This is a genomic window from Streptomyces sp. TSRI0281 (assembly GCF_001905125.1).
Classification (GTDB): domain Bacteria; phylum Actinomycetota; class Actinomycetes; order Streptomycetales; family Streptomycetaceae; genus Streptomyces.
Genome location: NZ_LWLE01000001.1, coordinates 61,826 through 86,566, shown reverse-complemented (window position 1 = coordinate 86,566; position 24,741 = coordinate 61,826). Strand labels below are relative to the sequence as shown.

At 69.8% G+C, this 24,741-nt stretch carries 29 protein-coding genes; 13 read left to right on the top strand and 16 right to left on the bottom strand.

Translation table 11 applies throughout. The features are described from left to right. Positions 1–84 precede the first annotated feature (84 nt). The gene (locus A6A29_RS00390) at positions 85–333 is read right to left on the bottom strand and encodes a hypothetical protein (RefSeq protein WP_143196942.1); all 249 of its coding nucleotides are present in this window, start codon (positions 331–333) and stop codon (positions 85–87) included. A gap of 374 nt (positions 334–707) precedes the next feature. Here A6A29_RS00390 and A6A29_RS00380 point away from each other — a divergent pair, with 374 nt between their 5' ends. Then, positions 708–1,316, top strand: coding sequence for a winged helix-turn-helix domain-containing protein (locus A6A29_RS00380; RefSeq protein ID WP_079182516.1), 609 nt, complete (start codon positions 708–710; stop codon positions 1,314–1,316). 41 nt (positions 1,317–1,357) lie between these two features. On the opposite strand, the gene A6A29_RS00375 is transcribed toward A6A29_RS00380, so the two are convergent. The 4 genes from A6A29_RS00375 to A6A29_RS00360 form a co-directional block, all read right to left on the bottom strand. Then, complete coding sequence (locus tag A6A29_RS00375; protein WP_338012847.1) at positions 1,358–2,434, bottom strand: alpha/beta hydrolase; 1,077 nt, start codon at positions 2,432–2,434, stop codon at positions 1,358–1,360. 68 nt (positions 2,435–2,502) lie between these two features. Then, positions 2,503–3,327, bottom strand: a complete 825-nt coding sequence (locus tag A6A29_RS00370; RefSeq protein ID WP_107468115.1) for an SDR family NAD(P)-dependent oxidoreductase — start codon at positions 3,325–3,327, stop codon at positions 2,503–2,505. Between the two features lie 111 nt (positions 3,328–3,438). Next, positions 3,439–5,013, bottom strand: a complete 1,575-nt coding sequence (locus A6A29_RS00365) for an AfsR/SARP family transcriptional regulator (protein WP_073717880.1) — start codon at positions 5,011–5,013, stop codon at positions 3,439–3,441. A 190-nt stretch (positions 5,014–5,203) separates the two neighbouring features. After that, positions 5,204–5,410, bottom strand: a complete 207-nt coding sequence (locus tag A6A29_RS00360) for a hypothetical protein (protein ID WP_073717879.1) — start codon at positions 5,408–5,410, stop codon at positions 5,204–5,206. 510 nt (positions 5,411–5,920) lie between these two features. Here A6A29_RS00360 and A6A29_RS00355 point away from each other — a divergent pair. Next, positions 5,921–6,343, top strand: a complete 423-nt coding sequence (locus tag A6A29_RS00355; RefSeq protein WP_073717878.1) for a DUF7144 family membrane protein — start codon at positions 5,921–5,923, stop codon at positions 6,341–6,343. Between the two features lie 151 nt (positions 6,344–6,494). Here A6A29_RS00355 and A6A29_RS00350 read toward each other — a convergent pair whose 3' ends face one another. Then, a complete protein-coding gene (locus A6A29_RS00350) occupies positions 6,495–6,893 on the bottom strand; it encodes a DUF4440 domain-containing protein (protein ID WP_073717877.1) in 399 nt (132 codons plus the stop codon). 149 nt (positions 6,894–7,042) lie between these two features. Between A6A29_RS00350 and A6A29_RS00345 the strand changes: the two genes are divergently transcribed. The 4 genes from A6A29_RS00345 (at position 7,043) to A6A29_RS00330 (ending at position 11,056) form a co-directional block, all read left to right on the top strand. Next, the gene (locus A6A29_RS00345; protein WP_073717876.1) at positions 7,043–7,264 is read left to right on the top strand and encodes a hypothetical protein; all 222 of its coding nucleotides are present in this window, start codon (positions 7,043–7,045) and stop codon (positions 7,262–7,264) included. A gap of 152 nt (positions 7,265–7,416) precedes the next feature. Next, the gene (locus A6A29_RS00340) at positions 7,417–8,856 is read left to right on the top strand and encodes a glycosyltransferase (RefSeq protein ID WP_107468114.1); all 1,440 of its coding nucleotides are present in this window, start codon (positions 7,417–7,419) and stop codon (positions 8,854–8,856) included. A gap of 175 nt (positions 8,857–9,031) precedes the next feature. Beyond that, complete coding sequence (locus A6A29_RS00335) at positions 9,032–10,585, top strand: DUF6056 family protein (protein WP_073717875.1); 1,554 nt, start codon at positions 9,032–9,034, stop codon at positions 10,583–10,585. 237 nt (positions 10,586–10,822) lie between these two features. Next, on the top strand, positions 10,823–11,056 hold the full coding sequence (locus A6A29_RS00330; protein WP_241838273.1) for a hypothetical protein: 234 nt from the start codon (positions 10,823–10,825) through the stop codon (positions 11,054–11,056). Positions 11,057–11,333: 277 nt separating this feature from the next. Here the strand turns inward: A6A29_RS00330 and A6A29_RS00325 are convergent, their stop codons facing one another. Genes A6A29_RS00325 through A6A29_RS00315 form a run of 5 tightly spaced genes read right to left on the bottom strand, consistent with a single transcriptional unit; the run spans position 11,334 to position 12,463 of the window. Then, the gene (locus tag A6A29_RS00325; RefSeq protein WP_073717874.1) at positions 11,334–11,639 is read right to left on the bottom strand and encodes a hypothetical protein; all 306 of its coding nucleotides are present in this window, start codon (positions 11,637–11,639) and stop codon (positions 11,334–11,336) included. Continuing rightward, positions 11,636–11,815, bottom strand: a complete 180-nt coding sequence (locus tag A6A29_RS44650) for a hypothetical protein (RefSeq protein ID WP_143196941.1) — start codon at positions 11,813–11,815, stop codon at positions 11,636–11,638. Before A6A29_RS44650 ends, A6A29_RS00325 begins: the two co-directional genes overlap by 4 nt. Continuing rightward, positions 11,812–11,967 (bottom strand): hypothetical protein, encoded by a 156-nt coding sequence (locus A6A29_RS45110; protein ID WP_158074358.1) that lies wholly within the window; start codon positions 11,965–11,967, stop codon positions 11,812–11,814. Before A6A29_RS45110 ends, A6A29_RS44650 begins: the two co-directional genes overlap by 4 nt. After that, entirely contained in the window at positions 11,967–12,185 is a 219-nt protein-coding gene (locus tag A6A29_RS00320; protein ID WP_073717873.1) for a hypothetical protein, read from the bottom strand. Before A6A29_RS00320 ends, A6A29_RS45110 begins: the two co-directional genes overlap by 1 nt. After that, on the bottom strand, positions 12,182–12,463 hold the full coding sequence (locus tag A6A29_RS00315; RefSeq protein WP_073717872.1) for a hypothetical protein: 282 nt from the start codon (positions 12,461–12,463) through the stop codon (positions 12,182–12,184). Before A6A29_RS00315 ends, A6A29_RS00320 begins: the two co-directional genes overlap by 4 nt. A 36-nt stretch (positions 12,464–12,499) precedes the next feature. On the opposite strand from A6A29_RS00315, the gene A6A29_RS00310 reads away from it, so the two are divergent. Next, positions 12,500–12,973 carry a DNA-processing protein DprA gene (locus tag A6A29_RS00310; RefSeq protein WP_079182515.1) on the top strand — a complete coding sequence of 158 codons (474 nt, stop codon included), beginning with the start codon at positions 12,500–12,502 and terminating at the stop codon, positions 12,971–12,973. 36 nt (positions 12,974–13,009) lie between these two features. Next, positions 13,010–14,338: a hypothetical protein gene (locus A6A29_RS00305; RefSeq protein WP_198952961.1), complete on the top strand. Its 1,329-nt coding sequence runs from the start codon at positions 13,010–13,012 to the stop codon at positions 14,336–14,338. A 525-nt stretch (positions 14,339–14,863) separates the two neighbouring features. On the opposite strand, the gene sodN is transcribed toward A6A29_RS00305, so the two are convergent. Next, the gene (gene sodN, locus A6A29_RS00300; RefSeq protein ID WP_014154121.1) at positions 14,864–15,259 is read right to left on the bottom strand and encodes a superoxide dismutase, Ni; all 396 of its coding nucleotides are present in this window, start codon (positions 15,257–15,259) and stop codon (positions 14,864–14,866) included. Positions 15,260–15,440: 181 nt separating this feature from the next. Here sodN and sodX point away from each other — a divergent pair, with 181 nt between their 5' ends. Beyond that, positions 15,441–15,878, top strand: a complete 438-nt coding sequence (sodX, locus tag A6A29_RS00295; RefSeq protein WP_073718908.1) for a nickel-type superoxide dismutase maturation protease — start codon at positions 15,441–15,443, stop codon at positions 15,876–15,878. Here sodX and A6A29_RS00290 read toward each other — a convergent pair. Then, a complete protein-coding gene (locus tag A6A29_RS00290; protein WP_073717871.1) occupies positions 15,782–16,411 on the bottom strand; it encodes a CGNR zinc finger domain-containing protein in 630 nt (209 codons plus the stop codon). The two genes, sodX and A6A29_RS00290, sit on opposite strands and share 97 nt — an antisense overlap. 88 nt (positions 16,412–16,499) lie before the next feature. Here A6A29_RS00290 and A6A29_RS00285 point away from each other — a divergent pair, with 88 nt between their 5' ends. Beyond that, positions 16,500–17,261 (top strand): class I SAM-dependent methyltransferase, encoded by a 762-nt coding sequence (locus A6A29_RS00285; protein WP_073717870.1) that lies wholly within the window; start codon positions 16,500–16,502, stop codon positions 17,259–17,261. Positions 17,262–17,425: 164 nt separating this feature from the next. On the opposite strand, the gene A6A29_RS00280 is transcribed toward A6A29_RS00285, so the two are convergent. From A6A29_RS00280 to A6A29_RS00270, 3 genes are read right to left on the bottom strand one after another with little or no spacing between them, the layout of a single operon-like run. Beyond that, on the bottom strand, positions 17,426–18,178 hold the full coding sequence (locus A6A29_RS00280; protein WP_073718907.1) for an amino acid ABC transporter ATP-binding protein: 753 nt from the start codon (positions 18,176–18,178) through the stop codon (positions 17,426–17,428). A gap of 5 nt (positions 18,179–18,183) precedes the next feature. Continuing rightward, the gene (locus A6A29_RS00275) at positions 18,184–19,125 is read right to left on the bottom strand and encodes an amino acid ABC transporter permease (RefSeq protein WP_073717869.1); all 942 of its coding nucleotides are present in this window, start codon (positions 19,123–19,125) and stop codon (positions 18,184–18,186) included. Positions 19,126–19,153: 28 nt separating this feature from the next. Continuing rightward, positions 19,154–20,110, bottom strand: coding sequence for an ABC transporter substrate-binding protein (locus A6A29_RS00270; RefSeq protein ID WP_073717868.1), 957 nt, complete (start codon positions 20,108–20,110; stop codon positions 19,154–19,156). Positions 20,111–20,635: 525 nt separating this feature from the next. Between A6A29_RS00270 and A6A29_RS00265 the strand changes: the two genes are divergently transcribed. The 3 genes from A6A29_RS00265 to A6A29_RS00255 all read left to right on the top strand — a co-directional run bounded on the left by A6A29_RS00265 (position 20,636) and on the right by A6A29_RS00255 (position 24,627). Next, the gene (locus A6A29_RS00265) at positions 20,636–21,868 is read left to right on the top strand and encodes an NAD(P)-dependent malic enzyme (protein WP_073717867.1); all 1,233 of its coding nucleotides are present in this window, start codon (positions 20,636–20,638) and stop codon (positions 21,866–21,868) included. A gap of 282 nt (positions 21,869–22,150) precedes the next feature. After that, entirely contained in the window at positions 22,151–23,116 is a 966-nt protein-coding gene (locus A6A29_RS00260) for a zinc-binding dehydrogenase (RefSeq protein WP_073717866.1), read from the top strand. A 104-nt stretch (positions 23,117–23,220) separates the two neighbouring features. Next, positions 23,221–24,627 (top strand): cellulase family glycosylhydrolase, encoded by a 1,407-nt coding sequence (locus A6A29_RS00255; RefSeq protein ID WP_073717865.1) that lies wholly within the window; start codon positions 23,221–23,223, stop codon positions 24,625–24,627. Positions 24,628–24,741 lie beyond the last annotated feature (114 nt).

The window sequence follows — 24,741 nt, the reverse complement described above, 5'->3', positions numbered from 1 at the left end:
TCCTACGAAACGGGTGCCGGACGGCGGCGCGGGGCACTCGGTATCCGGCGGGCGCGGCACGGTGGTCCGCTGCCGGCGTCCGGGTCAGGCGGCACAGCTCTCCCAGCCGGGGGCCGAGGCCGGGTGCGCCGCCAGGTGCGCGTCCGCCGGGTGATTCTGCGTCGGGTGATTCTCCGTGGGGTGTTTCTCCGTCGGGTGTTTCTCCGTCGGACGGGCGTCCGGATGCACTTCCGCCCAGTCGGGCAGTCCGGTGGGCACGGGCGCGGTGATGACTCCGGACGCGAGGGCCTGCGCCGCCGCGTCCAGCCGGGAGACGGCGTCCAACTTCCGCAAGGCCGCGTGCAGATGGCGCTTGACGGTGCCGGTCGTGATCCCGAGGCTGCGAGCGAACTGCTGTTGGTCATGGTGGCGGCGGCGCTCCGCACCATCTGTAACTCGCGCGGCGAGAGCGCGGCGGCCTCCCGGCCGAGGGCGGAGTCCTCCTCGGAGACGGGCGCGAGGCCGCGTTCGGCGGTGCGGGGTGCGAGCGCGCGTACGGCGGCGACCAGCGCGTCCCGGCCGGCGTCGTGCGTCAGACAGGCATGGGCTCCGGCGGCCCGGAGCGCGGCGCGGTCGACCGCGCCGTAGGGCGGCGCCGCCAGCACCGGGGCGGCGCGCAACCGTGAACTGCCGCCCGCCGCCCCGGTGTCGGACGCGCCCGGCCGGCCCTGCGAGGCGCTGGCCGACCTCGTTCCGGCAGACGGCAGCCAGTCCTACGACATCCGTACGAGGAGCACCACACCGCCGACCTCATCCTGCTCGACCTGGACCTGCCGGACGTCGACGGGCTGGAGATCCGCCGGTCGATCTCCGCGCTGTGCGACACCCCGCTCATCGCCGTCACCGCCCGTGACAGTGAGCTGGACCGGGTGCTGGGGCTCCAGGCGGGCGCGGACGACTATCTGGCCAAGCCGTACGGCGTCCGCGAGCCGCTGGCCCGGATGGCCGCCGTGATGCGCCGGTCCCGGGCCGGGCGTGCGGCGGCCCGGGGCATGGACCCGGGGCCGCTGGTCATCCATCAGGAGACCCGCGAGGTACGGCTGAACGGACGGGCCGTACCCCTCACCCGGAAGGAGTTCGACCTGCTGTGCCTGCTGTCGTCCAGACCGGGGACGGTCTTCACGAGGCGGCAGATCCTCTCGCAGATCTGGCACGACACCGACATCAGGCGCAGCCGCACGATCGACACGCATATCAGCAGCCTGCGCCGCAAGCTCGGTTCGAGCGACCGGGTCGTCACGGTGCGGGGCGTCGGGTTCAAGATGGTCCGCAGATGAGCCGCCCGGCGACAGCGGCAGGGCTCCCGGCGGGTGCGGCCTCATCGGCCCCCTCGCACGGACACCGGCCGCCGCGAGCGCCCGAGGCACTCCTCCAGGAAGGCGAGGACGCGCAGATGGTAACTGCGGGCCGTCAGACCGAGGCTGATGTTGTGTCCGGCGTCCGCCAGGTGTTCGGTACGCACCAGGGGTGAGCCGAGCCGTGCGGACATCGCCTCCAGGGTCGGCGGATCGATGTGCCACCAGCGCTCGTGCTCCGCGAACGTGAGGCGCACCGGGACCCGTACCGAGGGGGCCAGTTCGGCGTACGTCTCGGGCCAGTGCACCGCCTCCGTCGCCTCGATCGGGGGCATCGGTGCGATCAGCGGCCGGGCCAGCCGGAACGTGTCGGGCGGGTAGAGGGAGGGCGGCCCCCAGTGCAGAGCGTGCCGCTGCCGCCCGTCCGTACCGGTCACCCGCGTGGGGGCGACGGCCCACCGGTCGCTGACGCCGGAGACGTCCACCCCCAGAAGCCCGTCCGTGCCCGGGAGTCCGTCCCCGCTCCAGCCCGCCGCGGTGGCCAGTGCGACCTTCCCGCCCAGCGAGTGCCCCACCAGGAAGAAGCCCGCCCCGGTGGGGTGTTCGCGCCCGTACGCCGCCAGCGCCGCCCGCAGCCGGTCCGCCTGTCCGGCGAGTCCCACCCCGTCGGGAGCCTCGCGCGCCGAGCGTCCGTAGCCGGGCCGGTCGAGCGCGAGGGCCGCGTAGCCGCAGTCGGCGGCGAGGGAGAGCAGCGAGGTGGCCGGATCGGCCTGCCCGTGGAAGTACCCGGCACGCATCCCGCCGCCGTGCAGGGCCACCACCACCGCCCTGGGGTCCGCCGTACGAGGGAGGGCGAGCAGCCCGGAAAGGGTGAGGCCGTCCGCGTCCAGCTCGATCCCGGCGACGGTGGGTTCAGGAGCGCCGGAAGATGCGGTGGTGTCAGGAGTGCTGCAAGCGCTGGGAGATGCGGTGGTGTCAGGAGCACCGGAATCGCCGGGAGTTACGGAGGCGCCAGGAGCACTGGAATCGCCGGATGCGCCGGAAGCGGCCGGGGTGCCGGGGCCGGTCACCGGGGGCGGGGACGTGAGGGGCTGGGTCACGGGAAGCTCCGATTCGGTGAGGAGGATCCGGGTCTCCGGTCAGCGGCCGGCGGTTCCCGGTTCTCCGTTCAGCGTGCCAGCAGTTCCCGGGTCAGGGTGGCGAGTCGCTTCGCGTCGTGCGTGTCGAAGGACTTGTCCGTCAGCCCCATCCGCCGGCCTTCGACGAAGGCGCTCACCGGTTCGGCGGGCGGCGCGTCGAGGACGGTGAGGATCGGCGCGATGCCCGCCTCCACCGGCTTCGCCATCCGCTTCATCCCCTCGATGTGGGCCTTCGTCGCGGGGTCGTACTCGCCGGAGAAGCTGGTGGACACGCTGCCCGGGTTGAACAGCACGTACCGGATGGCGCCCGTCCCGTACTCCTCCGCGAACGCGACACCGAGCAGGTCGTTCGCCTTGCCGCCCTGCATCTGGGCGACCAGTCCGTTGTAGTCGCGCTTCATCTCCAGGTCGGCCCAGTGGATCTCGCCCATCGGGCTTCCCGGACCCGCCACGTTCATGATGACCGGCTGTTCGCCCTTCTCCAGCAGGGGGCGCAGACCGTGGCCGAGCAGGAACCGGCTCAGATAGAACAGGGCGAAGGTGCCCTCGATGCCTTCCGCCGTCTCACGGCGTGCCGAGAGGTAGTGCCGTGCGCACAGCACGAGGGCGTCCAGCGTGGGGAACCGCGCCGCGATGCTCTCGATGACCCGCTGGTTCTCGCTGATCAGGCTCAGATCCGCCTGGACGAACGTGGCCCGTTCCCCGGCTCCCGTGGCAGCCGCCTCGGCGAGGAAGGACGCCCCCTTCGCGGCATCGCGCCCGATGATGAGGACGGCGTCGCCACGGTGCAGCCGGGCGAGCCCCAGGGCCCGGCCCATCCCGTCCGTGCCGCCCTGAATCACGATGTTCTTCACCAGGAGTCTCCTTGCCATGGGTTGAACCAGTGAGTTCAATCTAGTGGTCTGGTGTGACTCATGCAACAGACGTGGGCGTATGGCGGGAAAGGGTGGCGCATGGCGGACGGCTCACTGCGGCGCCCCGGCCGGCACGGGCGAGCCCGGGGCGCCGTGGCCACTGCCGCCCCTCGTGCCGGTGGCGACCTCGCGCGGGGGATGCCGCCGGGCCGGCCTCGTCCGGCCGGGCAGCGCCAGCCGGGTCAGGACCGGCACGGCGAACGCCGGGCCCTCGCGGCTGTCGCGGAACTCCAGGAAGTGGGAGGCGACGAGGGATTCCACCAGCTGGCTGAACTCGCCCGGACGCGGCCCCGACAGCGCCGCCGCCTGCCAGAGGTCCCGCTCCAGGATGGGCTGCGGGACCGTGGTGACCGCGCCGGGCAGGCCCTCCAGCCGCCGGCGCGAGGTGATGACCACCGACCAGCCCGGACTGCTCGGCAGCAGCGGAATCACCTGCTCGCCGGAGGAGGCGTCATCGAGCACCACCAGCATCTGGCGTTCCGAGGTCCAGCTGCGAAAGAGCCTGGCCATGTCCTCCGCCGTGTCCGGCAGGCGCTCGGCGGCGTACCCCGAGGACAGCGGCAGCGACGCCAGCGCTTCACGGGCGGGGACAGGGGTGCCGTCCGGGCGGTGGAGCGTGGTGAAGAGCTGGCCGCCGGGGTAGTGCGAGCGGAGCCGGTGGGCGGCCTGCACCGCCGTCGCCGTCTTCCCGGTGCCCACGGCCCCTGTCACCAGGGCGACCCGTACCGCAGACGGTCCGTCCGCACCCGCGCCGACCGGCCCGACCGCGGCCACGATGCCCGACACGTCCCGCTGCCGGGCCACGCAGTCGGCCATCCCGGGCGGGAGTTCGGCCGGGGAGGCGGGCGCCGCCCAGGTACCCGTCGGCGCCGCGGCTCGGCCGCCGGGAGGCGCGGCGTCCTCCAGGACGCTCTGTTGAAGACTCCTGAGCCCGGTCGAGGGTTCCAGGCCGAGTTCGGCGAGCATCGCCGCCCGCAGCCTGCTGTAGGCGTCGAGGGCCACCTGCCGCTGACCCGACCGCGTCGCCGCGGTCATGAGCTGCCCGTAGATCACCTCGCTCAACGGGTGATCGATCGCGAGCCCCTTGAGCTCGCTCAGCAGTTCACGGTGGTGTCCGAGCGCCATGTCGGCCTCGACGCGCCGCTCCAGGGCACCCATCCGGAGGTCCTCCAGCCGGGCCTGCTGCGCCGAGAGCTGCACACCGGCCGCCGACCCGGAGAACGGCCGCCCCCGCCACAGGGCGAGCGCTTCGCGGTACGCGTCGGACGTGGCGCGGGCATCTCCCCTGCTCTGCGCGGCCTGCCCGGCCGCGCAGAGCTCCTCGAAGTGCCAGAGGTCGAGCTGCCCCTTCGCCACCCGGAGCCGGTACCCGCGCGACTCCGTCTCCATCCGCGGCGGTTCCCGGTCCTCCGCGCCGTCCGCTGCGGTGGTGCCCTCCGCCCGAGCCGTGCCGTCGGTGCCCTGCGTGCCCTCCCGCAGCGCCTTGCGTACGTGGTAGATGTACGTCTGCACCGTCTTGCGCGCGAGCCGTGGGGGCGCGTCCCCCCAGAGCTCCTCCACCAGGCTCTCCAGCGTCACGACGTGATTGGCGTGGGCGAGCAGCAGTGACAGGACTTGGCGGCTCATGGGCGAGGCGGGTTCGCACGCACCCCGGTCCCCGCGCACTTCCACCGGTCCTCTCCGATGTCCGCAGCGCTCAGGTCGCAGGTATTTCTGGTGCTTCCAGCGTCAGACAATGGGCGTAAAGAACCTCGGGGTCACCGCCGCCCGCCTGGTCGAGCAACGGCTGGATCACTTCCTCGATATGATCGGCGGCTTATTTCTCCGACACCCATTCCGACAGTACGAGAACGCTGCCGCCGTCCAGACCGATAGGGAAATTGGTGGCAATGGCGCCGGGATAGTCCTGGCGGGCGGCCTCCTCGCCGGCCATCGGGAACACCGCCGCCGGGAAGCACTCGGGTACCGGGTCCGCGTCGGTGACCCTGCCGCCCCGCACCACCCGGTACAGCCGGAACGGCACGGCCCCGGACGGCCTCGCGCCGGCCGCTTCCCACGCCGCCCCCCCCGCGCGACACGCTCGTCTCCTGCCGCAGGGAACCGTGCGGCGCCTCGTCGGACGACCACTGCGCGTAGGCCAGCACCCAGGCGCCGTCGGTGCTCGCATAGCAGCTGAGGGACACCAGCTCCGCGGGCCACGCGCCCGACCACCAGTGCGCGGATATCGCGTCCGTCGCGGCGCGCTGCCTCTCCCGGCCGTCGACAGCCACCACCTCGACCAGCGCGACGGCCACATCAGGACGGTCGATGTCTGGCACGCGGAACTGCCCCTCGGCAGGCACGGCCCCCAGCGCCGCGGCCCCCGCCGCCCCCGCCGCCCCGCGCCTCGTCCTCCCCCGTACGCACATGCCCGCAGATTTCACCCGTATGGCCGCGTCCGGCTGGCCGCACGCCCCCGGGCGGCGGAGCCTCAGGATGCGTAGACCGCACCCTGAATATCAGGGTTGGTCGACAGGATTACGGAGGTCATCCCATGAGTAACTCGGCGCAGCAGCACCGGACACCGCCGTCCACGGCGCGCTCCTGGGCCACCGGCGGCCTTGTCTTCGCGGGTGTCCTGATGCTCATCGAGGGCATCCTCGGCATCTTCCAGGGCATCGCCGCCATCGCCAAGGACGACATCTACACCCGGTTCGGCGACTACATCTTCAAGTTCAACCTGACCGGCTGGGGCTGGATCCACCTGATCCTCGGCATCGTCCTGGTCATCACCGGCTACGGGCTGCTCAAGGCGTTCACCTGGGCGCGCGGTGCCGGTATCGCCCTCGCCGCACTGAGCGTCATCGCCAACTTCATGTTCCTGCCGTACCAGCCCATCTGGGCCCTGATCACCGTCGCCATCGGGCTCTTCGTCATCTGGTCGCTGAGCACCTACCAGCCCGACGGCAAGATCTGAGGCGTTCGACCCGGACTTCCCCGCCGTCACACCTCGGCGGGGGAGTCGGCCCTCCATGACCCGCCCGGCGCCCGCGTTCGCGCTCAGGGCGGGTCATGGGGGCCAGGGCGTGTCAGGACGGTTCAGAGCGGTTCAGAGCGTGTAGGACGGTTCAGGGCCGGTCGTACCAGGCGAACGCGGAGATCCGCCAGCCCGCGGAGGTACGGACGAACTGGATGGTCTTGGTACCGCCACCCTCGAACGGTTCCCCGTCCAGGATTCCGGACTTGCGGTACTCACCGAACCGTGAGGCGATGTCGCCCGCGATATCGGTCCGTTCGGAGGTCTCCCACTCGGAGAACTCGACCAGCCGGCCGTCGGACAGCAGCCGTTGGCGAGGCTCGATGAACTCCTCCACGGTCTGGACGGTGAAGTCCGGGCCGGTCTTGACGATCACACCGCCGGGAAGCAGCAGCCGACGGATCCGGGCCACGTCGGCGCCCTGGCCGCCCCGGTTGTCGAAGGCGCCGAAGAACTCGGCGGTCACCGCGTCGATCTCGGTCTTGGACATGGCGGGACGGTAGCACCCGGCCCGCCGCGCACCGACCCCGCGGGCACAACCGGCCGACCGGTCACGCGAGACGCTTGGGGCGGCGGGCCGTGTCACGCGACCGGACCACGCCGGATGCGGAGATCTCCCTCAAGGACGAGCCTGGTGGCATGGCGATTCCCCCGATAGTCATCCACGCCCCGACGTCGGCCGGTGGCCGGCTGGTGACCGTCCACATCAACGGTCGGTCGGAAACGCTCGGGATTGCGCACAGCGACCACGACCTCGTCACCTTCCTCGAAGAGGCCGGGCTGGAGGACCCGGATCGGGCCCTGGACACCCCGGCGCTTGTCGAGTGGCGCGGCGGCGAAGCGCATCGGTACACGAACTGAGGCGGGGCGCCGCGTGCGCTGTTCGTATGAAAAGGAGAGGGGTTCCGCGCGTTCGGAGTCCGGATAGCTGTGCGGAATGACAGAAGGCCGCACAGTGGACGGGGCCGTGTCACGAAGAGACAGGCGGTCAGCCGATTCCGGGGAGCGTGGGAATGACTGCCCTTCAGCTGACGGTCGTGGTGCCGTGTTTCAACGAGGCCGAAGCGATCGAGACCTTTCACACCACACTGATCGCCGCCCTGGGGCCCTTGGGCGGCGAGCTGGAAATCTGCTATGTGGACGACGGCAGCACCGATGGGACGCGCTTACTGCTGGGCGGTCTCGCGGCCGTGGACAAGCGCGTCCGGTACACCGCGTTCAGCCGGAACTTCGGCAAGGAAGCCGCCATGCTCGCCGGGCTCCGTATGTCCCGGGGCGCCGCGGTCGTACTGATGGACGCGGACCTCCAACATCCGCCCGAACTCATTCCCCGCATGCTGGAACTGCACCGGCACGGCTACGACCAGGTGATTCCGCGACGGGACCGGACCGGCGACGGAGTGCTGCGCAACGCCCTCAGCCACACCTACTACGCGCTGGTCCGCCGCTGCATGGACGTGGAAGTCCTGGACGGCTCCGGGGATTTCCGGCTGCTGTCACGACGGGCCGTGGAGAGTGTGCTCTCGCTTCCGGAGAGCAATCGCTTCTCGAAGGGGATCTTCTCCTGGATCGGCTTCGATACGGTCAGCTTCCGGTACCGGAACCGGGAACGCGCGGCCGGTCAGTCGAAATGGGGAAGCAAGAGGCTGCTGAACTACGGCATCGACGGATTGCTGTCCTTCAACAACCGCCCCTTGCGGCTGGCCATCTACACCGGATTCTGGGTCTTCGTATCGGCACTCGCCTATGCCCTGTGGACCATCGTGAACGTCTTGCTGAACGGTGCGGACACACCCGGCTACGCCACCCTGCTCACCGCCGTCGTGGCGCTCAGCGGAATTCAGCTGGTCACGCTCGGAGTCATCGGCGAATACGTGGGACGCATTTACCACGAGGCGAAACACCGTCCCCCCTATGTCGTCAGGGAAACAAGCGAATCGTGCCCGGCGCTGCCGGGAAAACCTGAACCGGTCGCCACGGGGGAGCTGAGTGAACTCGCGTCCGGCCGGTCGCGCACCATGCGCCAGTTCGCCTCCTTCGTGCTGATCGGATGCGTGAACACGGCGGTGTACATGGCCGTCTACTACGTGCTGAACCAGCGGATTCCGTATCTGGCCGCCCATGCGGTGGGTTTCACGGTCAGCTTCATCGGCTCGTTCCTGCTCAACTCCTACATCACCGTGGGGACGAAGCCGACCTGGCGCGGGTTCGCGCGCTACCCCCTGTCGAGTGTCATCAACCTCGTGGCGTCGGGTGCCCTGCTCCATCTCGCGGTCAGCGGCCTGGACATGGACAAGAACGCCGCCGCCCTGGCCGCGGGAGTGCTCGTCACCCCCTTCTCCTTCCTGCTGGCCCGATGGGCGATCACGTCGGGCCGGGGCACGGACGCACAGCCCGACCGGCCGGACGACAGCCGGGCCGAGCCATCGGCGATCAAGTCCGACAGCCATTGACCGAAGGCGCCGATGACCGAAGGCGTCGATGAACGAGGGCGTCCTAACCACCTCGCCCTTAACCACCGCGCCCCGAACCACCACGCCCTCAACCACCGCATCGTGAACCACCCCGCCCTTGAACCACGCCAATGAAGGTCACCCGAGAACGGACGGCGACGAAAGGCACCCGCACATGGTTGGCAGCGTCCCGGGAACCGCCGTTCCGGAACAGCCGGACGAGCGGCTCCGGTCATCGCGGAGACGGAGACGGAGAGGGAGAGGGAGAGGGAGAGGGAGGTGGACGCGGAGGCGACCGTGGGCGGACTACTGGGTACCGGCCCTCGCCCTCGTACCGCTCGGCCTGCTCGCCGCCGCGTCATGGTTCGGGCGCTGGGTCCGCCCAGGTGCCGACGACTGGTGCTTTCTGCCGGTCGTACGGGACGAGGGCATCTCCGGCATCGTCGGCAAGTTCTACTTCGACGACAACGGGCGGATCGCGAACGGGCTGCTGGTCGGGGCCTACGCGAAGTTCGGTGTCGCGGGACACCAGTGGTTCGCCCTGGCCAGCGGCGTACTGATGCTCGGCATCCTGTGGGCGGTGGCCGCCGCCGCGCTGCGCAGGGCGGGACTGACGGTGCCCCGAGGCACGGCGCTTCTGACCGCCGCCATGGTCACCGCGCTCTTCCTGTTCGTGACGGACAACACCTACAAGACGTTCTACTGGCCCGCCGCGTCGGTGTCGCACACCCTGCCGCCCGTGCTCGCCTGCGCCGCGACGATTCCGCTCCTGCGCGCCCGATCCCGCCGGGGCAGGCTCCTCGCCCTGGCCGGTGCCCTGGTCATGGGTCTGGTCATCGGCACCCTGTCGGAGGAGACCGCGGTCGTCGTCGTGGTCGTACTGTTCGCCGGACTGCTGACCGGCCGCCGGGCCCTGCCGGCGCATGCCCGGACCTACGGGCTCGCGTGGTGCGCGGCGGGGATCGCCGGGACGGGCATCGGCGCCCTGATCCTGATCACCTCACCGGGCTCCCGGACCCGGCGCGAGCGGTACGGTGCCCAGAACTCCACCCTGCTGGCCCCCGATTCGCTCATCGCGTCGCTGCGCGGGTTCGGCGAGATCATCGTCACGGTGGCCACGACATGGCAGTACGTGGGTGCGGTCGCGGTGGGACTCCTGGTGAGCCTGGTCGCCCACCGCTCCGACGGCAGCCCGCCCCGCCCGCCCACGCACTGGCCCCTGCTCGCCGTCACCGGCATGCTCGCGCTGTTCGTTTCGGGATACCTCTGTACGGTCATCACCTACCCGGCCTTCGGCGAACGCGTCGCCGCCGCCAACCGGCTCTGGAACGACTACTTGTTGCTGTACATCGCACTGCTCGTGGGCGCGGGCCTGCTCCTGGGCCGGGCGCTGCGGCTGATCGACCTGCGTACCCGCCTGCGCACCGGCCCGGTCAAGGCCCTCTGCGCGGCGCTCTGTGTCCTGGTCTGCATCGGACCGGCCCTCGCGCTCACCGACCTCGGCACCAACATGCGGGCACGGGCCCAGCGCTGGGACCACCAGGACCGATGGCTGCGGGAACGGGCGGCAGCGGGCGCCGAGGTGCTCCCGTACAAGCCGGTCACGGTCGGCAAGATGCTGGAGCCGTTCGGACGGCAGGGACGTGACGCCTGGCCGGCCGGTTGCGTGGCCGACTACTACCACCTCGAACGCGTCACCTACTCGACCAAACTCCCCTCCGGGACCTGAACTCGGCTGTGATGGTGCCGTGTATGCGTTGCGGTGGCCCTCCGCGTCGTTCATCACGGGGCAATCAGTCCACGTCGACGGCGGCCGGCTGCCGCACTGAGGTCATCAACAGGCAAGGAGAAGGAGACAGAACCGCATGATCGAACGAGTCCGCGCCGTCCTCGTCACCGAGGACGACACGATGCTGGTCATCCGCCGATCGCAGGGAAGGCCGACATCATCCGCCTCCTGCACACGATGGAATCGGACGGCGAGCGCCAGTTCATCTACCTGGCCCGCAGCGTGACGTGGTCTTTCGAGGACCGCACCGGACCCGAGTTCAGCGCTCAGGGTCGGGGCGAGTACGCACTGGAGGAGGTTCCGCTGTCCGTGGAGGGGATCGACGGCATCGACCTGAAGCCCAAGGAGATGGCCCACGTCCTGCGAGGCGCTGTCCATGACGGAACCCTTGTTGGCGGAAGCGTGTTCTGACCCGTCACCAGGCGGGGTGAAGCCATGGGCGGGCGTCACACGCCCGCGGGAGGAGCCGAGTCCGTCATCTGAGTCCGTGCCGGTTCGGGTCGCGGCAGACGCCCTTCGTGGTGCCGCATCCGGCGCATCCCTGCCCGCCTTCGTCGTTCGCGGGCGGGGCCGGGGTCGGGCTGTTGTGCATGGTGGTTCCGTTCAAGTGGTGGGCCGCCGGTGGCCGGTGTCGTGATCGTCGGCCACCGGCGGGGGTTCAGGGGCGGGGAGTCGGCGTCCCCGCAGATCAGGTGGTGCGGTTCCGGGTGTGGCAGACGCACGCGCAGTCGGCGCGTCGGCAGTGGTCGTGTCCGTCGGCGAGGTGGGGTTGCTGTGCCGCGCGGCAGCGGGCGCTGTGCGTGTCGCCGCGGAGCTGCTCGGCCAGGGCCAGCATGTCATCGAGCCGGGCCCCTGAAGCTGCGGCTTCGGCCAGCTCGGCGTTCGTGATCGGTTCGCCGTGCCACAGGAGGGTGATCCCGTGTTCGGGGCACCGGGCCATGTGCGCGGTCTCGACGGGGAAGTCGTGGACGCCGTCGGCGTGGTGGCACTTCACTCGGTTCCCCTCCCCGCGCGGTCCGGGGTGGTGGCCTGGTTGTTCGGCCATTCCCTTTGGTCGCTGGGGGCGCGCCAGTCGTAGTGGGGCCCTGTGTGGCCGGGGGGCTGGGTGCATCGGGCGAAGGTGCCGGGGTTCTCGGACCAGCAGTACCCGTACCCGATGGGCGTGTTCATCGGCGTACCTTCTTCCAGGTGCGGCCGAGCCTGGCGGCGGTCGCGCACTGCGCTCCCGTACGGCAGGCGACGCACGCGAGGGTGTGCCCCAGATATGCCAGATACGCGCGCTCCGGCGGCGGGAACGCGGTCCGCTGCCGCGTCGATGCCATCACAGGGCCGCCCTCCGTCCCGAGCACGCCAGGGCGTCGACACACTCGCGGGGGAACCACGCGTACGCGGCACCGGTGGCGGGGGCGACGCGCTGCTCACCCAAATCAACACCCAGGTCGGTGCCGAGCGGTGAACGGCACCACACGCAATGCCAACCGCGCTGCTGCTGTTCCGACAGTGCGTTGACCGCGGGCAGGTGGCCCGTCCTCGCGGTCATCGACGCACCTCGGGAACGGACGGCGTGCGTGCCGGGCTGGTACGGGGTACGGCGAGCAGGTGCGCAATACGGGTCGCGCACTGGCCCTCGTGCCCGTGCTCCCCGATCTCGTACCCGAAGCCGGTGACGTACGTTGTGCCGACGGCGACGATCTCCTCAGTGAGGATTCCGTGCAGAGGGTTGGTCGCGTGGAGTCGGGGCTCGGGTTCGAGCGTGGCGACCCGCAGTCCAAGCTCTCGCAGGTGGTCCGCTAGTTTCTGCGGGTTGGTGGCGTCCATGCATCGACGGTCTCAACTGGGGCCGCGCTGCGGGATATGACAACCTATGACAGGGAGTTGATCATGCGGACAGTGGCGATTACCGGCACTCGGGCCACGGGGCACCGGCCCCTCACTGACTACGCTGATCTGTTCGAGTTGTACCTCCGCCCTTTCTCGCAGGCCCACTTCTACATTGGCGGCGCGAAGGGCATCGACTCACTTACCTTGCTGTGGCTCGCAGGCCGGACGGGCGCGGACATCACGATCGTCGCGCCGGGCACGGTCGACCAACAGCCGGCGGAAGCGCGGCAGGCCATCGCTCGAACGAGGGACCGCATCACAGCAATTGTGGAGCTTGGAGCGGCCGAGCTGCGAACTGCGGCGTACCACGCCCGCAATCGGTGGATGGTCGATCACGCGTCGATGACCATTGGGTTCCCCCACTCCACCGAGTCGTCGACCGGAACATGGCAGACGATCAACTACACCGCAGAGGTGAGGAAGCCACGGCTGGTCGTCCCGGTCTAGCCCCCACGCAGGCGTTACGTACGGCACTATGGCCGAATGGGTACCAGGGCTGCGGGGGCGTTGGCGCTGAAGCGCCTTCGCCACAGCCGCGGGTATTCCCTCGCCGACGTCGCGCGTGCGATCTCCCAGCTTGCCGAGGACCTGCACCACCGGCGTCTGCCAGCGGTGTCCAGCGTGCAGCGGTCTGTTGCCCGGTGGGAGTCCGCCGCACCAACGCTGCCCGACGAGCGGTACCAGCTGCTGCTTGCCCACCTCTACGCCCGGACCCCGGCCGGACAGATGGCTGTCGGCACCGGGTCAGATCTCGTCGAGCTCCTGGGTGCTCTGCTCGACCTCGGCGAGAGCGAAACCCGCATCGCGGCCCTGCGCACCGTGCTCGTCCGGACCGCTACGGACACCGGCGGAATGCTTGCCCTGCTGGCCCCCGGAGTGCAGGCCGGTCTGTCCGCTGCACTGGCCGACCCGGGCCGGGCGGACGAAGGGACTGCGGCTGGGCTCGCTGCGGTCGTCGCCGACGTCAACGCGCAGGTGGGCGCCGTTCCGATGGTCCGCCTGCAACTGCTGCTCGTGCCCGTGGTCGATGCGTGCCGCCAACTCCAGGCTGAACCTCTGCCTGAGCCGGTGGCCGGGCAGTTGCGGGAGGTAGCTGTCGCCGCCTGTACCCTCGCCGGGCGGCTCGCGTTCGAGACCCGCGACGACGAAGCGTCTCGCTCCCTGTACGCCGCTGCCACCGCCCAGGCCGGACAGCTGGGCGCCCCATGGCGGCGCGCGTCCGTGCACATGAGCCATGCACTCGTCACCCTCTACTCGTCGCCCGATCTCGCGGACACTCGACTCCTCGTCGACCAGGCCGTACGCGCCGCGCGTAACGGGGACAGCGCCAGGGTCCGGGCACGCGCACACGCGCTGCAAGCCGAAGTCGCCGCACGGGCAGGACTGGAGCGCCAGGCGCACGCGGCGCTCGGGCTGGCGTGGTACGACATCGAGGACCAGGGCGTCGACCCCTCGGGCAGCAGTTTCGGTGCTGGCCACCTGCGCGGGTTCGAGGGCGTGTGCGAGCTGTACGTGGGCGACCCCGAGCGGGCGCACGACCGGTTCGCGGCGTCCGCTGATGCCCTTACGGCTCCGCGCGAGCAGGTGCAGCGGGCCATTGTGACAACAGACCAGGCACTCGCCCGGATCCGCATGGGCGACCCCAGAGCAGCGGCCGATCTGCTGCACGACTGTGTTCTCGCAGCCGCCACGACCGGCGGCCGGGTGCCAGCCATCCGGCTCCGCAGAGCGCGCACGGAACTCCGCCCCTGGCGGCGAGAAGGCTTCGTCGCCGATCTGGACGACCATCTGATGGACGTACTGGGCACCTGACCCTTACACACGAAACGGCTCCCTCCGCACAAAGGCGAAGGGGGCAGCCCCGCAACGCGGGGACCAGGCGGTCTGTGACGTCCAGCGCGACGTCATCCGAGGACCATTCCCGCGCGTGCGGGGACCACTCTGGTGATGGAATCACCATCGCGCACTGTCCGGGACCATCCCCGCAGTGCGGGGACCACAGTTCCTGACCCCGGATAGTACCGGCGAAGCACCCACTTCGGCAGGCTCACAGGTACTTCCGGCGGCTGGGGTCCAGCGCCACCGTTGACGGCGATGTACTCGGCGCTGGCGGTGCACCATCACGGCGGCACACCAAAAGAGGCGTGGGAGAAGTCGCTGACCAATGAGATGGACCAGACGGCGGAGTGGCGGGAGAGGCGCTCTTCCTGACCTCGTCTCCCCAATGTCTCCCGAACGATCTACGGACGACGGAGAGGCCCGGCCGCTCGAAGCGGTCGGGCCTCTCTCATTCCTGCTCTGACCTGCCATCCAGCCGTTGGCTGAGCTGCAAGCCGATCAAGCCTTCTTGGTCTCCCAGAAGATCGTGTCGATCTGGGCGATCAGGTCCAGAGCCTTCTGGCCGGTCGCCGGGTCGTTCGAGCCCTTGGCCGCGGAGAGCGCCTTCAGGGTGTCGTTGACCAGCTGGTGCAGCTCCGGGTACTTCTCGAAGTGCGGGGGCTTGAAGTAGTCGCTCCAGAGCACCGAGACGTGGTGCTTCGCGAGCTCCGCGCGCTGTTCCTTGATCAGAACGGCGCGCGTGCGGAAGTCCGCGTCCTCGTTGGCCTGGTACTTCTCCTGGACGGCCTTGACGGACTCCGCCTCGATGCGGGCCTGGGCCGGGTCGTACACACCGCAGGGCAGGTCGCAGTGGGCGCTGACCTTCACCTTGGGGGCAAACAGGCGGGAAAGCATGGAGCTGTCCTTCCTCGTGATCGTCTTCTCAGGTGGGACATTACTCCGTGAGCGACCGGATTCAGCGGCTGCCCCATGGGCTTAGGTCAAAAGTCCAGGGTGAGGATCAGACCGGTGGCCGAATGTACGGCGCGGTTCGCGGGAGGGTGTACTTGAGGGATGGACCGGGGAGGTGCCGGAGATGCAGGAGCTGACGCAGGGGCCCGGAAACGGGCGTGCGGCGCGGGTGCCGTTTCAGGTGGTGGAGGTGTCGGGGCCGTCGATGGTGCCCACGCTCTACCACGGTGACCTGCTGCTGGTGCGGTACGGGGCGCAGGTGCGCCCGGGGGACGTGGTGATCCTGCGTCATCCGTTCCAGCAGGATCTGCTGGTGGTGAAGCGGGCCGTCGAGCGCCGGGTGGGTGGCTGGTGGGTGCGGGGCGACAACACGTTCGCCGGTGGGGACAGCACGGATTACGGGACCGTCCCCGAGGGGCTCGTCCTGGCCAGGGTGCGGGCCCGCTACCGGCCGCTGAAGAAGGATCAGCGGTCGGTGCTGGGCGTGCTCGGCTGGGCCGTCTCCGCGGTGCGGCCGGTCTCGGCGGCCCGCTCGGACTCCAGGCGCTTGCGGGCCCGGTAGGCGGCGACGTTCGCCCGGGTCGCGCAGCGGTCCGAGCAGTAGCGCCTGGACCGGTTGGTCGAGGTGTCGAGGTACGCGTTGCGGCACGGCGCGGCCTCGCACAGGCCGAGCCGGTCCACGCCGTGCGAGGTGAGGTGGAAGGCCAGGCCCATGGCCGCGATGGCGGCGTACCCGGCCGTCGCGTTCGACGGGTGGTCGGCCAGGTGCATGTGCCAGTCCGGCTTGCCGTCGTCGTCCCTGGTGTCGTGGCCGGAGATCTGCGGGCTCACCGGGAACTCCAGCAGCAGCGAGTTGAGCAGGTCGACCGCGAGCGTCTCGTCGCCGATGTCGGCCGCCTCGAAGACCGCGCGCAGCCGTGCCCGTACGGACCGGAAGCGGGTCACGTCCGCGTCGGTCGCCCGGCGGGCCGCCTGTCCGTTGGCGCCGAACAGGTCCCGGACGGCTTCGACCCTGGTGAGGACGTCCTTGTTGCGGGCCGGCTCCTCGGTGTTGACCAGGCGCACGGCATAGTCCGAGTAATAGGCCAGTTCCACTTGTAGTCCTTACAGTGTCGGTCTAAGGTCGGTGTGTCGACCAGTGTAATGGGCGGTATTGGCAATGGGGTATTACGTGGAGGCGGGTATGACGGAGACGGCGACGGGCACCGACTGGCAGTCCTGGCAGGAGAGCTGGGACCGGCAGCAGGAGTGGTACATGCCGGACCGCGAGGAGCGGTTCCGGGTGATGCTGGACATGGTCGAGGCCGTGGTGGGGCCGGAGCCGAGGGTGCTCGACCTCGCGTGCGGTACGGGAAGTATTACGGACCGGCTCTTCCGTCGGTTCCCGAACGCCACCAGCACCGGCGTGGACCTCGACCCGGCGCTGCTCGCCATCGCCCGCGGCACCTTCGACGGTGACGACCGGGTCACCTTCGTCACCGCCGACCTCAAGGACTCCGACTGGACCGAGCGGCTGCCCCACGACTCGTACGACGCCGTTCTCACCGCTACCGCCCTGCACTGGCTCCACAGTGAGCCGCTCGCCGCACTGTACGGGCAGATCGGCCAACTCGTGCGCAGTGGCGGGGTGTTCATGAACGCCGACCATATGATTGACGCCGACACCCCCCGTATCAACGCCGCCGAACGCGCCCACCGGCACACCGCCATGGACCGTGCCAAGGCCGCGGGTGCGCTCGACTGGGCCGACTGGTGGGCCCTCGCCGCCCAGGACCCGGCCCTCGCCGGTCCCACCGCCGAGCGGTACAAGATCTACGGCGAGCACGCGGACGGCGACATGCCCTCCGTCCAGTGGCACGCCCGCACACTGCGCGAGGCCGGGTTCGCGGAGGCGCGCCCCGTCTGGGCCTCGCCCTCGGACAGCCTGGTGCTCGCGGTGAAGTGACCACGACTCCGGCAGCACGCGGGGGCGGCGCGGATCAGAGTTCGTACAGCACGCAGGGGCGGTGTGGATCAGGGTCCGTACAGCACGCAGGGGCGGTACGGATCCGTGTCCGTACCGCCCCTCTCGCGCAGTCGTGCCGAGCCGTGCCGCTACCGCACCGCCCGTTACAGCACCTTCGACAGGAACGACTTCGTCCGGTCGTGCTGCGGGTTCGTCAGCACCTCGCGCGGGTGGCCGGACTCGACCACCACACCGTCGTCCATGAAGACCAGCGCGTCGCCGACCTCACGGGCGAAGCCCATCTCGTGGGTGACGACGATCATCGTCATGCCGTCCTCGGCCAGACCGCGCATGACGTCCAGGACGTCCCCGACCAGCTCCGGGTCGAGCGCCGAGGTCGGCTCGTCGAAGAGCATCAGCTTCGGCTCCATGGCCAGCGCACGGGCGATGGCCACCCGCTGCTGCTGTCCGCCGGAGAGCTGGGACGGGTAGTTCGTCGCCTTGTCGGACAGGCCGACCCGGTCCAGCAGGCGTTCGGCACGCGCGCGGGCCACGGCCCGTGTCTCGCCCCTGACCTGTACCGGAGCCTCCATGACGTTCTCGATGGCCGTCATGTGCGGGAACAGGTTGAAGCGCTGGAAGACCATGCCGATGTCCCGGCGCTTCAGTGCGACCTCGCTGTCCTTGAGCTCGTAGAGCTTGCCGCCCTTCTGGCGGTAGCCGACGAGTTCGCCGTCGACCGCGAGCCGGCCTGCGCTGATCTTCTCCAGGTGGTTGATGCACCGCAGGAAGGTCGACTTGCCGGAACCGGACGGGCCGATCAGACAGAAGACCTCGCGCGGGGCGACCTCCAGATCGATGCCCTTGAGGATGTGCGCGGAGCCGAAGGACTTGTGGACGCCCTCGGCCTTCACCATGGCGGTCATGCCATGCCTCCCTTCGGGCGGCCCAGGGACAGCGTGTTGGCCCGGATCCTCTGGAGCGGGGTACGGGTCTGGGTGCGGCTGGAGCCGCGGGCGTAGTAGCGCTCCAGGTAGTACTGGCCGACGCTCAGTACCGAGGTCATGATCAGATACCAGGCCGCCGCGAGGAAGTACATCTCCACGGGTGCGCCCGAGGTCTGCCCGATGTCCTGCGCGTACCGGAACAGCTCCGTGAACTGCACGGCCGCCACCAGCGAGGTCGTCTTGAGCATGTTGATGACTTCGTTGCCCGTGGGCGGCACGATCACCCGCATCGCCTGCGGGATCACGACGCGGCGCAGCGTCTTGCTGTGGCTCATGCCCAGCGCGTGCGACGCCTCCGTCTGCCCCTCGTCGACCGAGAGCAGACCGGCGCGGCAGATCTCCGCCATGTAGGCGGCCTCGTTGAGCCCCAGACCGAGCAGCGCGGTCAGCAGCGGCGTCATGAAGGACGACCACTCGTCCTTGTAGATCGGCCCGAGGTTGATGTACTCGAAGACCAGGCCCAGGTTGAACCAGACGAACAGCTGGACCAGGACCGGGGTGCCGCGGAAGAACCAGATGTACGACCACGCGATGGACGCGGTCACCGGGTTCTTCGACAGCCGCATCACCGCGAGCAGGACGCCGCCGACGATGCCGATGATCATCGAGAGGACGGTCAGCAGCAGGGTCTGGCCGACACCCCGGAGGATGCGGTCGTCGAAGAAGTAGTCCGGGATGGCGCCCCAGTTGATCTTGCCCTGCGAGAAGGCGTAGACGAGGGCCGTGAGCAGTCCGATGGCCACGACCGCGGACACATAGCGTCCGTAGTGCCGGACCGGGACGGCCACGATCGCCATGGGCGGGGCCGCGGGAGCGGGCGGTGTGTCGGCCGGTCCCGTCTTCTTGATGTCAGTCACAGGCGTTGCCTCTCAGCGTCGCTCGCCGTCACGAACCGCCGTTGACCTTGGCCTCGGTGACAGCTCCGGCCTCCACACCCCACTTGGCGATGATCTTCTCGTACTCGCCGCTCTTGATGATCGCGTCGAGCGCGGCCTGGACGGCCTTGGTGAGCTGGTCGTTGCCCTTGGCGACGGCGATGCCGTACGGGGCGGCCTCGACCTGCTCGCCGACCAGCTGGAAGTCCTTGCCGCCGCCCGAGGTCTTCACCGCGTACGCGGCGACCGGGAAGTCGGAGGAACCGGCGTCGGCGCCACCGCCGCGCAGGCGGGTCTGGGCCTCCAGGTCGTTGTCGAACGACTCGATGGCGATCTTGCCCTTGCTGCCGCACTTGGTGCTCTCGGCCTTGGCGAGATCGTGCGAGACGGTGCCGCGCTGGACCACGATCTTCTTGCCGCAGAGGTCCGACCAGGCTGCGATGGACCGGTCGTCGCCCTTCTTGGTGTAGATCGAGACACCCGCGGTGAAGTAGTCGACGAAGTCGACGCCCTCGCCGACCTTCTTCCCGGTCTCGGAGTCGATGCCTTCCTGGCGGTCCTTGGTGTCGGTCATCGACGACATCGCCAGGTCGTAGCGCTTCGATCGCAGGCCCGTGATCAGCGTGTCGAACGTGCCGTTCTCGAAGGTGAACTTCACTCCGAGCTGCTTGCCGAGCGCGGCGGCGATATCGGGGTCGATGCCGACGACCTTGCCGGACTTGTCCTTGAATTCGACCGGCGGGTACGCAATGTCCGAACCGACCTTGATTTCGCCCTTGTCCTTGATCGCCTTCGGCAGGAGGCCGGCGAGCGGGGCGTTCTCGGTGACGTTCGTGTCACTGCTCTTCTTGGCGCTGTCGGTCTGGTCGCCGCAGGCGGTCAGCAGCATCGTGCCGGCGACCGCGATGGCGCCGACCGCTGCAATCCGGTACTTCGCGGTCGTGCGACAGGTGGTGCTTGCGGTCATGTCGGAGTCCTCCGGCGGGTGAGGGTGGGGAACTGGCAGGTGAATGCGCACGCACCTTTGGGTGTCGCCACCTTGTGTGATTACGGCATCTTGCCATTCGGACTAGCCCATTCAGGGCGATAGTCATGTCAAAATCGGGTAACGGGTGACCCCCGAGTCTCAACAACCTGGTACATCAAGGCCGGATCATCTGTGGGAATTCCGTGCTTCGACCGGAGGATCTTCGGCGCGTCTCGACCGGTGGACGACTTTTACGCCACTGAGCGGACTTGTCCAGATATTCGACTATGAGTCACGTCACCGCGTCGATGCGGACTCGTCCGAGGCACTGTTCGTCAGGTAAAAAAGACGTTTACACCCCTCATCCGGGGCTCAGGGCGCGTGTGCGGCGCGCCCGCGCGTATGTACTTCCCCCTGCCGGAGCGGGCCAACCGTTCGGCGCAGGGCACATACGCGGTGCCCGCCCACCCCTCCTCAACCAGGAGTGGCCACCCTCAAACGATGAAGACTTAAGGGGTCAACACCATGGCAGCGGAGATCGTCAATCCTCGCAGCGACAGCACTACTGACAGTGGCATCCAGCACATGGACAGTACGGCCGACGAGCCGTTCGATCCGGCGTTCGCCCTTCACCGCGGCGGGAAGATGGCCGTGCGGTCCACCGTCCCCATCCGGGACAAGGACGACCTGTCCCTCGCGTACACACCCGGCGTCGCCAAAGTGTGCAGCGCCATCGCCGAGAATCCCGAGCTCGTGCACGACTACACCTGGAAGTCGCAGGTCGTGGCCGTCGTGACGGACGGCACCGCCGTCCTCGGCCTCGGTGACATCGGCCCCGAGGCGTCCCTCCCGGTGATGGAGGGCAAGGCGATCCTGTTCAAGCAGTTCGGCGGGGTCGACGCGGTGCCCATCGCGCTCGCCACCACCGACGCGGACGAGATCGTCGAAACCGTCGTCCGGCTCGCACCGTCCTTCGGCGGCGTGAACCTGGAGGACATCTCGGCACCCCGGTGCTTCGAGATCGAGCGCAAGCTCCAGGAGCGCCTGGACATCCCCGTCTTCCACGACGACCAGCACGGCACCGCCGTCGTGACGCTCGCGGCTCTGCGCAACGCCGCGAAGCTGTCCGGGCGGACGCTGGGCGATCTGCGCGGTGTCATCTCCGGAGCGGGCGCGGCGGGCGTGGCCATCGCCAAGTTCCTGCTGGAGGCCGGGATCGGCGATGTCGCGGTGGCCGACCGCAAGGGCATCGTCAGCCGGGACCGCGACGATCTGACCGACGTCAAGCGCGAGCTCGCTGAGATCACCAACCGGGCGGGCATCTCCGGTCCGCTGGATTCGGCGCTGGCCGGTGCCGACGTGTTCATCGGTGTCTCCGGCGGTACGGTCCCGGAGCCGGCGATCGCCTCGATGGCGCCGGGCGCGTACGTCTTCGCCATGGCCAACCCGAACCCGGAGGTCCACCCCGACATCGCGCACAAGTACGCGGCGGTGGTGGCGACCGGCCGTTCGGACTTCCCGAACCAGATCAACAACGTGCTGGCCTTCCCGGGCATCTTCGCGGGCGCGCTCCAGGTCCGGGCCTCCCGGATCACCGAGGGCATGAAGATCGCGGCGGCCAACGCGCTGGCCGACGTGGTCGGCGACGAGCTGGCGGCGGACTACGTGATTCCGTCGCCGTTCGACGAGCGGGTCGCTCCGGCGGTGACGGCTGCCGTGGCCGCGGCCGCCCGTGCGGAGGGTGTGGCGCGGCGCTGACGCGCCGGCGCGCGTGAGGGGTGGGGTGGGGCGGTCCGCCGGTCGGGGCTGTTACCGCCCCACCCCTTTCCCGCTTCCCGGCCGGGAGGTGGCGGACGGAAGGGCCCGGCACCGGGGAGGCGGCGGACGGAAGGGCCCGGCACCGCGGATGTGGCGGACGGAAGGGCCCGGCACCGGGGATGCGGCAGGCCGCAGGGGTCCACCGGCCGGTCCGCGGCGGGTTGGCGTGTGTCACACCGCCGGCCGGTTACGTCGCCGGGCTCCCCGGCCTATCGTCGAGCCATGTTCGCCGCCTACGCAGCCCGCATCGACCCCGATCAGCCCCTCAACGGCCTTGAGCTGGGCGAACGCCCGGCCCCCGAGGCGCGGCCCGGCTGGACCACCGTCACCGTCAGGGCCGCCTCCCTGAACCACCACGACCTCTGGTCCCTGCGCGGGGTGGGCCTCGCCGAGGACAAGCTGCCGATGATCCTCGGCTGCGACGCCGCGGGCGTCGACCAGGACGGCAACGAGGTCGTCCTGCACTCGGTGATCGGCCAGACCGGGCACGGGGTCGGCCCCGGCGAGACCCGGTCCATCCTCACCGAGCGCTACCAGGGCACGTTCGCCGAGCAGGTCACCGTGCCCACCTGGAACGTGCTGCCCAAGCCGAAGGAGCTGACCTTCGAACAGGCCGCCTGTCTGCCGACCGCCTGGCTCACCGCGTACCGGATGCTCTTCACCAACGCCGGGGTACGGCCCGGCGACTCCGTGCTCGTGCAGGGTGCGGGCGGCGGTGTCGCCACCGCCGCGATCGTGCTCGGCAAGGCGGCCGGGCTGCGGATGTTCGCCACCAGCAGGGACGAGGCCCGGCGCAGGCGGGCCGTCGAACTGGGTGCCGTCGAGGCGTACGAGTCCGGCGCGCGGCTGCCACATCGGGTCGACGCGGTCATCGAGACGGTCGGTGCCGCCACCTGGTCCCACTCGGTGAAGTCGCTGCGCCCCGGCGGCACGATCGTCATCTCCGGTGCCACCAGCGGAGACCGCCCCTCGCATGCCGAACTCACCCGGATCTTCTTCCTGGAACTGAAGATCGTCGGCTCCACGATGGGATCCAAGGACGAGCTGGAGGACCTGCTCTCGTTCTGCGCGGCGACCGGGGTGCGTCCCGTCATCGACGAGGTGCTGCCGCTGGACCGGGCCCGCGAGGGGTTCGAGCGGATGGAGTCGGGCGAGCAGTTCGGGAAGATCGTCCTCACCTCCGCCTAGACCTTCTCCGTCACCTCCGCCTAGACCCTCTCCGTACCGCCGGCGCCTCCCGTCGCCGTAGGCGCTCTTGATGGAGCGTCAGTTCGGCTGGTGGGATGCGCCCCATGCGCATCGGCAGAGCACTCGCGGCAGTTGTCATCTCGTCCGCACTGGCGGCAGGGGTCCTCGCCCCTGCCGCCAGTGCGCATCCCGGGCGGGACCGGCCCACCGGCATCCCGCCGCTGACCGATGACCGCGGCAGGGCCCTCACCCTGCGCGGCTGGAACGTCGAGGACAAGGCGAACCGCGGCGACGCGGCCCTGACAGCCGTGACCGAGAAGCACTTCCGCGATCTGCGGGCCAAGGGCTTCGACTTCGCCCGGCTGCTGATCTTCTGGGACGACCTGGAGCCGGTGCGGGGCCGGTACAGCGAACGGTATCTGCGCCGGATCGACCGGATCCTGGACTGGGCGCGGACGTACGGCATCCAGGTCCTGCTCGACGCTCACCAGGACGTCTTCGGCCCGGCCTTCGGCCACCGGGGCATTCCCGCCTGGGCCACCCGTACCGATGGGCTGCCGTTCACCCCGCATCCCGACGACTGGTTCGCCGAGTACTTCGAACCGGCCGTCCAGCGGGCCTTCACCCACCTCTACGAGGACGCGGACCTGCGACGCGCCCAGGCCGACATGTGGCGGGTCCTCGCCGACCGCTTCGAGCACCACCCGGCGGTCATCGGCTACGACCTGATCAACGAACCGATGGGGGAGCTGCGGGAGGGCGAGGACCTGCCGACGGCCGCCCGCCGGATCGAGGCCGAGCAGCTCACCCCGATGTACAACCGGCTGGCCCGCGCGGTCCGTTCCGTCGACCCCGGCACCTGGATCTTCGTCGAGCCCACCCCGATCGTGGGCGAGGGTGTCCCCACAGGGCTGGGGCGGATCAAGGACCACAAGGCCGTGTACGCGCCGCACTTCTACAACACGGCGATGGAGGCGGGCGCCGACTACGACCCCGCCGCGGGCTGGATCGAGTCGTACGAGGCCGCCGTCACCGCGTACCCGAAGGAGCAGCGCATCCCGGTCGTCGTCGGCGAATGGGGTCCGCTGAACAACGGGCTGCCGCTGATGAACCGTTTCTACCGCGAGGCGGTGGCCTCCTTGAACCGCTACAGCTCCGGCTGGGCGGGCTATGTGTGGTGCTACGGAGGCGGCTACTGCGCCCTCGACGAGCGGGGCGGCTTCCGTACGAACAAGGAGCTGACCGCCACCCCGTACGCCCCGGCGGTCGCGGGCACGGTCCACTCCGACACGTACGACGCGACCGCCCGCGTCTACCGCCTCACCTACACCGCGGCCCGGCGCGGCGCGACGGAGATCTCGCTGCCACCGTCGGCGCGGGGCTGGCGGGTCTCGGTGGAGGGGCGCGCCGTGGTCCGGGGGAACCCGCCGCACGGGGGCGTACTGCGGGTCGACGCGAGGGGCGGGGCACGGGTGGCGGTGACGGTGCGGGAGGGGGGCTCCCACGGCTGAACTCAGGTCGGCTGAGGGGCTGTTGTCGCGGTAGGCCGCCTCCGCGAAGGCCCGCACCGCCATCGATTGTGTCAATGTTGGTTGACATGGAGCGCTTGTCAACGTAAGTTGACA